Annotated in this window: 7 protein-coding genes and 1 pseudogene; 2 read left to right on the top strand and 6 right to left on the bottom strand. The window is 25.3% G+C overall.

All coding sequences use genetic code 11. The features are described from left to right. Positions 1-305 precede the first annotated feature (305 nt). The 6 genes from KA814_RS13165 to KA814_RS13140 all read right to left on the bottom strand — a co-directional run bounded on the left by KA814_RS13165 (position 306) and on the right by KA814_RS13140 (position 8,669). Positions 306-485 (bottom strand): hypothetical protein, encoded by a 180-nt coding sequence (locus tag KA814_RS13165; RefSeq protein WP_210122784.1) that lies wholly within the window; start codon positions 483-485, stop codon positions 306-308. Between the two features lie 550 nt (positions 486-1,035). Continuing rightward, the gene (locus KA814_RS13160) at positions 1,036-1,278 is read right to left on the bottom strand and encodes a hypothetical protein (protein ID WP_133170256.1); all 243 of its coding nucleotides are present in this window, start codon (positions 1,276-1,278) and stop codon (positions 1,036-1,038) included. Between the two features lie 93 nt (positions 1,279-1,371). After that, a complete protein-coding gene (locus KA814_RS13155; protein ID WP_198644396.1) occupies positions 1,372-2,424 on the bottom strand; it encodes an acyltransferase family protein in 1,053 nt (350 codons plus the stop codon). Positions 2,425-2,836: 412 nt separating this feature from the next. Then, on the bottom strand, positions 2,837-5,410 hold the full coding sequence (locus KA814_RS13150; RefSeq protein WP_210122783.1) for a CDP-glycerol glycerophosphotransferase family protein: 2,574 nt from the start codon (positions 5,408-5,410) through the stop codon (positions 2,837-2,839). 32 nt (positions 5,411-5,442) lie between these two features. After that, complete coding sequence (locus KA814_RS13145; protein WP_210122782.1) at positions 5,443-7,749, bottom strand: CDP-glycerol glycerophosphotransferase family protein; 2,307 nt, start codon at positions 7,747-7,749, stop codon at positions 5,443-5,445. A 236-nt stretch (positions 7,750-7,985) separates the two neighbouring features. Continuing rightward, entirely contained in the window at positions 7,986-8,669 is a 684-nt protein-coding gene (locus KA814_RS13140) for a DUF536 domain-containing protein (protein WP_210122781.1), read from the bottom strand. A gap of 479 nt (positions 8,670-9,148) precedes the next feature. Here KA814_RS13140 and KA814_RS13135 point away from each other — a divergent pair, with 479 nt between their 5' ends. Then, a complete protein-coding gene (locus tag KA814_RS13135; RefSeq protein ID WP_210122780.1) occupies positions 9,149-10,120 on the top strand; it encodes a replication initiator protein A in 972 nt (323 codons plus the stop codon). 10 nt (positions 10,121-10,130) lie between these two features. Further along, positions 10,131-10,381, top strand: a pseudogene (locus KA814_RS13130) (protein rep); the annotation flags it as partial.

Genomic DNA, 10,381 nt, shown 5'->3' with positions numbered 1-10,381 from the left:
GGAATTTCGAAAAATATAAAATGGAATAGTGAATGTATTGAGCTTTATCATTTATCAAGAAAAGTTATTCTAAATTAGCAGGTAAAGTCACAAACCTCCTAATTTATAGTTAAGAGGTTTTGTGTCAAAAACGAACCTATTCTTTACTTATGATTTAGAACAGGATAGAAATAGTTTAAGAGAATTTTATTTTGATTTTGATAATGGGGCACCTAATCTTCTTATAAAAACGATGACTCGTTAATAAAGACTAGTAAAATACTAAACAACAATATAAAACGTCTTTGAGAACGGTTTATACTTTGTTATCTTTCCATTTCGTGGATATTACCTTCAGTATCTTTAAATAACCCCATTTTTTCTAATATGTCTTCTTCAGATTCAATGTCAATAGAATCATAATAATTAGCTTCTTTTAAACCCTTATATCTCATCAAATAATATGTCAACATTAAAAGAATTATTACTAGAACTCTTTTTTTCAATTGTGTCCCCCCCTAAAATCATGATTAACCTAAAACAATTATATAATCAGTTATATAATTTGTATACAACATTTCTATTATCCTTCCACAGTAGAATCAAAAATCAATAAGTTTTATGTGAAACACGAAAAAGGAAAACTCGCAAATGAATATAAAACACCTTTTGTAATTATCCAATGATAACGGCTTCTCAATAGAAGACAAAGTTCTCTATTATCGCGTTTTATTGCCTCTCGTTTAGTTTACAACTATATGAATTACTTTTGATATTCAATTTTTTCTTTGTTTTTGTCAATATTATGCAGTAAATAAAACTGATGCAGCTGTGCACTTACTAGTCCAATGCTGTTATTGACATTTTTTAAACTTCTTGTACTGTTTGATAATCTACTTGCAAAATATGCATATGAACTTCTTGCATCTTATCTGCTAGGTCAACAAGTAAAAGTTGCTTTAATTCATCGCTAATTTGATTATTGCCAGAAATATTACTTGTAAGCATCGATTGTAGATGTGTTAATGCTCGTGCGTACTCTTTATCATATTTAATCTATTTTAACACGCGCTCTAGCTCATTCACGCTTGGATTGGTAGCAGTAAATATTGAGAACAGTACATTTTTTAATTTATTAACTAAATAACTATGTTGTTTCGATTCATATTTTGTAGTCGGGTAACCTAATTTCTGTATACTGTCCTCTAGCTTGTTGATATACATTCTACCTTTGGCAACAAGTAATTGGGAATATTTATCGTATGCACCTAATAAAAGTTGTCTAGTTAAGTGTAGCAATCCACTTTTAACCGTTTCAAAATCAAATATTATCTCAATACTGATTATTTTAATTCATAATATCTGTAAGATTGTTCAGTTGAAAATTAAAATTTACAATACATTTTTATATATACTTTCATGTTTTGTATTTACTATATTGCCAACTAGATATTTTCCATATTTAGTTATGTTGACCAAGTATCCTACACATATAGATAGAGTTATAGTAATAATAAATTTAAACAATATATCTTCCCAGACATTATTACTCAACATAGTCATTTTATTTAAAAATACTAAATGTAATAAATAAATGCTAAATGAATAATTACTAATAAACAGTATGAATTTAGGTACATATTTAATATATGAATTTAGTAAGAAAAACATTAAAATAACAGATGTTGTATAAATAGGGGTATCAAGTCTTTTAGAACCAATGGCACTATTTATACCTAAATTATGCGTTATTAAAACTAAAACTATACTAAATATAAATAAACCAACTATATGATATTTATACTTTCTTATCGTTGACATAAAATTATGATAATTAATGCCAATATAATATCCAAGTAAAAAATAAGTTATCCAACCAATAAAAATTGTTTGACCTTCTTTACCCCAAACTAAGGATCCTAGCAGGTTATCCGGTGCAGGTAAAATAAGTCTCATCCCCCAATACGTACTCGTAAATATAATTGAAATAAAAATAATAGGAAGTGGATTTAATTTTTTTAACATTTTCCCTAAAATTAGATGAAGTATATAAAATTGGAATATAATTACAATGAAATATGTTACAGAATAACCTCTAATACTTACTAACAAGAAACCTTCTATAAGTTCTTTAATATTTGTTGGATTATGATGACTAAATGTCCAAAATATATTCATTGCTATATAAGGGGCTCCTAAATATAATAGTCTTTTTTTTAAGAAACCTTTTTTTAACGTTGCTCCATATATGTATGAATTTAGAAACTCAGTTATGAAAACAAAAGTAGGGGTACTAAACATTAAAAAAATTTGAACGTAAGTTGGCCACTCATTTTTTTCTAAATTTGGGTTCTGTCCTAAAGTTACAGAAATGGAATGAATTAAAACTATCCCCAAACAGGAAATAGCTCTCATCCAAAATATAACTGAAATGAACTTCTTCATTATGCCCCCCCTTGCTATCCTTTTAATATAATAATTTTTATACAGTACTATCTATACTCCTTGAGATACATAAAAAGACTCCTAACTAAAGGAGTCTTTTTATGTAAATTTCAAATTAAAAATTGTACTAGAGTACACTTATTATAATAACATGTTACTAAACAATTTAATATAATTTTTTAATTTCAAAGGAAATCTAATGTTTCTCTAATTTTTTCATTCGAATATAAATCTTCTTTTAATTCTTGAAAAATTTCTTTTTTGAAAAAGGTTCTGAGTAATATTGATATTAGTAAATTTAAAATAAGTGTTAAAAAAACAAATTTTAAAAATTTCATTAAATCCCCGCGTTTCTTTTAATTTTAGCGAAATAACTGTACGTTCTAGATTATTAATCTAGAACACCTTACATTTAAGAGTTTTCTTTTATTTTATTTAAAATTTCATAATAAACTCTTTCATTATTTTTATGATCAATAAAATCAAATACATGATTTAAATTTGGGATTGGAGTATGTTGGCTAGAACTTAGTATCTTTTCAACTTTATCTAAAACTTCTTTTTCATTATAAACTATATCTCCAATAAATGTTTCTTCTATAGGTCTAAAGATACCTTTTTTAAAAAATCTTTCAACATCAAAATGGAAAAATATCACTGGCTTTTTCATATAAGAAAAGTCAAAACTCACACTACTGTAATCTGTGATTAGAACATCATGTTCTATTAATAAATCCTGAACTGTTTGTTCACCTAAGCTCACATAATTTATTAAACTTTCAGTTTTATCCAAATGCTGTTTGAAAAAAGACTGAGATCTATAGTGTGGATAAAAATTCACTTCAATATTATAATCTCGAATTAATTGTACAAATTTTGGATGGTTGATTAAATTTATATATCGATTCATATATTCACTATTTTCAAAAGCATAATCGCTATTTAACCAATCTCGCCATGTAGGCATAATTAATATTTTTTTGGTTTTACTTTTAGGTTTTAAAGGTAAACTATCAAACCTTGGCAAACCTGTCACTGCCACTTCTTTTGGTTCATAGCCTAATTGATTAACCACAATATCATATTTTTCATTAGTGCTAGAAACATTGAATAAATGGAAAGGTAACTCATAATTATTTTTATCATACTCAACTTTTTTTCGACCTAAAACGCCATGTTGTAGAAAAATTCTCACACTATTCTCATAACCCCAAAAATTTTTAGCCGTTTTATAAGGAAGGATATTTTCTAAATCATGAGTAGATATTAATACATTTGCTTTAGAAGATACTTCAAAATGTTTCTTCGAACCAAATGTAATAATATTATTTAAGTTACTTACATTATCATAGTCATTTGAATCCTCATCGATAACGTAATAAGCATTTATATTTGTATACTTTTGTAGCCATTTAAAAAATTGTATACCATTATCTTGAGCAGTATCTGTCCTTTCTCCGATAAGCCATGTATCATTACTCTTATGGCCTTTTTCTAATATCTCATAGTTTTCTAAAGTTAATTCAAATGTTTCTATTTTTATATTTTTAAAGGGAGTTAAAGTAAACATATAGAATACTTTTTTATTATCCAACAATTTTTCTTGCAAAGTTATATAATTATCTTTTCTATATACTCCTTTTTTAAATTTAAGCTTTTCTTTACGAATTATATCTGATCCATCATATATAGAAATAAAAATATCAACAATATTTTTCGACGTAGTTTTCAATGATTCAATTTCCTCATAAGGAATATTAATACATTGTTCACCTTCTGAAATTTCAATTTCATATCTATTTTGAGAAGTTCTTTCTTCAAATGTTAGATAATATTGAAATGTTTTATAAATTGAATTGGGAAGAAAATAAATATTTAATTCTTTTTCTGATATTGAATTCACACCCATTTTTATTTTTGGTTTTGAATTAACAATAGTTATCTCGTTTTTATTTTTAAAATTAAAATTTAAAATTTGATTTTCAAAATAGTAAGACCCTGTAAATTTAACTTTTTCCTCACTATTTAAACAGAAAAAGATTTCATTGTTTGATTTCTTTTCTTGAAAAATAGCTATTATTTTTTTGTTTTTATCATTATGAAACTCACTTAATTTTAATTCAGAATTGATTTGTGATTGATAACGTTTTGTAGTTAAATATTTCACATCATTCAAGTCTGAGTCTATTATACCTAGTGATTTAAACTGATAATCATCGTTTAAATTTGTGTTTTCTATAAAAGTGCTCATTCTTAAAAAAGGTTCATTCATTACAGAAGTAATATTAAATTGCGGTACAGACATATTGTTTATCGAAACATGTAAATAGTTGTTTTTCCATTCATATTTCATAATTAAATAATTTGTTTCCTTAGTTTCTTTAATTTGAGCTGGGTAAATTGCTTGATTAGAAACCACATAAATCCTATAACTCCCCTTCTTTACAACGTCTTTTATATTGTCTAGATTCATTTTGTTATTATTTATAGGAACTTCTATTTGATTAGACTCATTCATTAATATTAAAGATTTTATTTTTTCCTTTGTACCTAAATCAATATAGTTATCTTTTAACTGCTGTATTTTTATTTCTTTCTCATAATCAATGAAGTTAAAATTAGTTTTATATTTACTGAGTAAAAGACTTTTATCTACTTTAAGTATATAAATATTATTATTTACTTCTAAAATATGATTTAAATTTTTTTCTGAAGTCGTCCATAATTTTTTATTTTTATAAAAAAATGAAAATGAAAGATCTTTATTAAGTATATGTTCTGAATTAACATCTATCTCAATATAATTATTAGATTTTTTCTTTACTTTGCAGTGTTTTTTTTCATTGTTTATTTTGATAAAGAAATCATTTGCATCAAACTTTATAAAGTTTTTTAATTCAAAATATAACTTTATATTTTGATTGCCTGCAGAAACTTTAAATAATTCAAATTTTCTTCTTAACCTACTTTTAATTCTTTTTATCATATAAACCTCACTTCTTACTATAATTTTTATATTTATAAAACGTTGTCGTTTAATAATTCATTAACAACACGTTTTGTATTGCAATTATCATCAAACTCATTTATTTTTTTATAATTTTCAATAATATTTTGTGGTATTTTATAATTATTTTTAATAATTTTATTCACTAATTTTATTAATTCTTCTTCTGAATACACAACTGATCCTGGAGCATTTTGTTCATTTACAGGAGTGCTTCCACCATGTTTTTCAATAATCATATCAAAATCTTTCCAGTAAAATATTGGATATGCACCACGATAAGTAGCATCTAATATAATGGAGGATATATCTGTAATATAGATAATTGAATTGGATAAAGTATCTGTAGGATCTTCTACAAAAATATTTTTATATTTTTTAAAGTGTTCTTTTGCAAATTCAGCAAATTTATTATGAGCAGCTATTTGTAAACGATCTAAAATCCCTGCTTTTTCAAATGCACTTATTATATTCATTAATGATTGGTAATATGTTGTTTCTTGAATTTTTCCATTAAATATTTGAGATTCTTCCCAAGGTCTCCATGTTGGCATATATGTTATTTTTTTAGCCTCTTTATCTAATTTAGCTTCATCAAGTTTAGGTAATCCTGTTTTCATAATTTCAAAATCATTATAGCCCATTATGTTAAATTCTTTTGCTTCTACTTCAGAACTCACAACAGATTTCACTATATTATTAGTCATATTTTGTTTATGAAATCCACTAAATTTAGGATTGTCATGAGGTTTCATAAATATAATACCATGTTGTAAAAAATATAATGGTGTAATCTTGATTTTTTCGTTTAATTTGTCATTAAAAATTCGTGTATTTATAACATGATTACTCAGCTCACTTGAAATAAAATAATCAGCTAAAAAAACATATAAATAATTTTTAAAACTGAATCTCTTTACTATCTTATTTTTCCACTTTTTTTTCATTTCAGGGTATTGTTCAGATTTCTTATCTAAAATAAAAATATTTTGGGATTTTAATTTTTTATTATCGGCTACTGCTTCAAAAACATATTTACCGGATTCTACAGCTTTAGAAGCTTCTTTCTCAAAATAAACATTAATTTTATTTTTTCTATAAAAGAATTTATAAATAGCTGCAATACATCTAGCAAATTCTATTTTAAATTTATGAAAAGTTTTGTAAATTTTTAGTCTTGTTAAATTACCTATAGATATATTATTAGCAGCATTTCTACGAATAATAACAGCATTTTTTTTAGTATTAAAAGACAATAAAACCTTTCTTTTATCTTTTAATGTTTTTGATTGGTGCAAAGGGTGTAATTTAATATTATTTATAGCTAAAAAAACGGTATTGTGGATTTCGTTTAAATTCATTAATTTTCTAATTTTAAATTCACCTATAAATTCTGTATCTGATATCCAATTTATATCAGATAAGAACACTCCATTTTTAGTAACTAAAGTGTTGGGCTTAAATTTAATATTATAAAGAATTTCGCCATTTATTTTTATGATATTTCCTTTCTTTTTGAATGAAATATTACTGTGTTTATATAAAAGTTGTTTCTCAGCGTCAGTTTTGATACTTAACTTGTCATTGTGTTCATTTATAATGTAAAGTTTTTTATTTACTTTTATAAGTATATCATTTCGAACGTAATTTTTTATTTTTTCTATTAATTTTGCATCTTTATTTTTATTTAGATCATTAATTCGCAAAATCTGCTTATATTCACCTGCTTGAACTATTAATTCATTCGCGCTCTTTAAATCAAATGTTAGTAATGAAGAAGTGAGAATGTTTAAATTAATAGTTTTAAATGCAAAGTCCTTTTTAGAATTTGTGAACTCTAAAAAAGTTATATATTTTAAGAAAGTAATTTTCAAATAAACAAACGGATCTTTATTTTTATTTACTGCATTAGTTATAAAAGTTTTTCTTCCTTCAATAAATATTCCCGCATCTAACTCTATTTTTTGGTTGGTATAATTATCAGTTATTAAGTAACTATATAGTGTTTTATCAATTGTAAATCTGTCATGATATATATCGATTGAAATATTTAAACTGCCCTCTGTTTGGCCATTTAAATAAGGAGTAACATACATTTTTCCTTTTTTTATATGTATATAATAATCTATTCCATTACTTTCAATAATCCCTATTAGAGCATCTTTCGTATGTATTGAGCCCATTTTATAATCTTTATTTTGTAAAACCGACTCATAAATACTATAATCTTTTTCATTGTTTATATTAAATACCAACTTATCAGGAAGTTCTTGTTTAATATATCCATAATCGTTATCAAATTTCTTAATTTTTAACATCAGTTTTGCAGTCTCCTTAACTAATAGAACATAAATATTTGCACTTTATTAGTTTATCATATTCTTGTTAAATACTTAGTAAAACAATTTCTAAATATTTATTTATAGAAGTTATATATTTATTAGAGTTTTATTGAAAAGTTTACAAATAAAGATGAACATTAAAAATTGTAGAAAAAGTCAATTTTAAGTTAACATAATCGATAATGGTCACAAGTTACGCTATAAAATCAGCACTAATTACCAAACAACCTACTCCAGAAACCTTTCTTAGGTGGTTTTTCTTCCTTACCTTCGTTTTCACTATCTATTTTTTCGAATTGTTTATCGTCTATTGTAGATGATTCTTCGTTGAGATTTTCATTCTCTTTTTCTTCAGATATATCTCTATGCTGCACTTCTGTAGACTGCTCCCATTCTTGTTGTTCAGTATCTTTAGACTCTCCAGTAAATGTTTCTTCTTGTACATTAACGTTTTGTCTATCATTAACAGGTTTATCAAAAGAATAATTAAGCTGTCTTTCTTCCTCTAATTGATTCTCTAACTTTTGAATTTTTTTATTACTTTCTAAAGCTAATATTTGTTGGTTTTCTAGAAGTCTATTCAGTGTGTTGATCTGTTCTTTATCTCTATTTGACTGTTCTTTGTATATATCTAATTGATTATATAAATGCTTAATTGTCTCATCTTTTACAAGATTATCATCGTTGGGTTTACTTTCTTTTTTTTTTTCATTATCAAAGTAATCATTTTTATTTTGGTTTTTTTTAATTCTATTTACTACTATAACTTCATCTTCACCTGATAAATAGTTTACATTATCAACCTTTTGAAAATTCACATTTGCTTTTTTCGCGTTATTGTAAACAGTCATTTTTGTTACATTTAATTCATCGGCGATTTGTTTCATACTCTTCATATAACGCCCTCCATATAATTATATATATAATGTTTATGCTCTTATATACCTATTATACTTATAAATTCAATACCGTATAAACCATTATATGTATAAAGATATATAGAGGCATATAACAATCCTTTCAAATGATTATACACCGTTTATACTTGATGTGAAAAGGGTTATATAGGGGTATATAATACCCGCATATAAACGATTATATAGGGATACACTATTTTGAAAAAGCTTACACTTAAATGCGTATAAACAATTTAACAAACCTTTCAAAAGTGTTAATATAAATATATATAAAGAAACCCGACTACGGGAATAGTCGGGCTTCTTCGGTAATAAAACAAGTGCTTTGTTTGTTTATATAGTTGTTATATTCTTATTATATATACTAAGAATTATTAGTGCAAGTCGAATACATATAAACATACTTATAACTTTTTATTACCTCTTTTTAAAATTTAAATGTGAAAGAGGTTTTTTATATGTCCAACTTTAATATTAAAGAAATCCAAAAAGAGAAGTTTTATCAATTACCTAAAGTATTTTTTACTAACCCTAAATACACTAAGTTATCTAACGATGCAAAAATAACTTGGTCAATACTAAGAGATCGTTTAGATTTATCTATAAGAAATAATTGGATAGACGAAAATGGAGATATATTCTTTATTTATACCAATGAAAAGCTTAAATCCATTCTAAATATCAGTAGTCCCAATAAATTATCTAAAATTAAAAAAGAATTAACTCAAGCTGATTTATTTAATCAAATAAGAGTAGGTTTGAACAAACCAAATAAACTATATATTAAAAAACCTGAAGTAACAGAGGCTGATATATATTACATATCACAACAAGAAAACGATGTAGAATCTCGAAATGACACGGACGTATCAAAATCATACGTCCAGAATTATGATAATAATACGTCTGGAAATATCAATATGATACATCAAGACGTATCAAAATCATACGCAAATGATACTGAACTTAATGATACTGAATATATAGAGACTGAGAATAATGATACGAATGATTTGAATGATATCATTAACAACATTTCTACAAATACGCATTCGAATCATACAAATCACCAACAAACTGAATTTAATAATGATGCCTTAAAATTCCAAGTGCTTGAAGAATTGCCCAAACAAATCAAAGATTACTTAAGTAATTTTGAAATTAGAGAAATTCGTATTATTAAAAGTGTTTTACTTAAAGGGAAAAAATCATTTAATAACGCCTATGATACATACTATCGTTTAGAAGACGTGGAATTCGAACTTGTCAGTGTCTTAAAACGGTTTAAAGCGATGTTACTACAGAAAAATGAAACAGTTGAAGCTATGCAGGGTTATTTGATGCAATCGATTAAAGCTGAACTTGAAGAAATACATGCACTCAATATGCGCCGTCAAAATATGCCTAAATACAATATATTTAATGAATAGTTCAAATGAGCTTACAACAATCAAAGAGACTTCAAAATACTCGGTTAAGTCATCTGATTTTTTAACTGATGATGACGAAAAAAATCAAGAAATCGTGAATGATTTGGAAAAAGGTTTATACCGAAAACGTATGTTGAGTTGGGGTGGATTGCTTAAAAAAAACATAAAATTTTAAATTTAGATGATTCTGAAGATGGCAATTTAATTAATACAAGTGACGAAGATAAAACAGCAGTCGAAGAAGAAAAAGCACATTCTATT

The organism is Staphylococcus sp. GDY8P196P (assembly GCF_017891705.1).
In the GTDB taxonomy this organism is placed as follows: Bacteria; Bacillota; Bacilli; order Staphylococcales; family Staphylococcaceae; genus Staphylococcus; species Staphylococcus ureilyticus.
Note: the sequence above shows the minus strand (reverse complement) of the source record. Positions and strands in the feature narration are given on the sequence as shown.

Excerpts from the sequence above, each read along its gene's own strand:
- KA814_RS13135 (WP_210122780.1), top strand. The coding sequence starts at position 9,149 with ATGTCCAACTTTAATATTAAAGAAATCCAAAAAGAGAAGTTTTATCAA.
- KA814_RS13150 (WP_210122783.1), bottom strand. The coding sequence starts at position 5,410 with ATGATAAAAAGAATTAAAAGTAGGTTAAGAAGAAAATTTGAATTATTT.
- KA814_RS13155 (WP_198644396.1), bottom strand. The coding sequence starts at position 2,424 with ATGAAGAAGTTCATTTCAGTTATATTTTGGATGAGAGCTATTTCCTGT.
- KA814_RS13140 (WP_210122781.1), bottom strand. The coding sequence starts at position 8,669 with ATGAAGAGTATGAAACAAATCGCCGATGAATTAAATGTAACAAAAATG.
- KA814_RS13145 (WP_210122782.1), bottom strand. The coding sequence starts at position 7,749 with ATGTTAAAAATTAAGAAATTTGATAACGATTATGGATATATTAAACAA.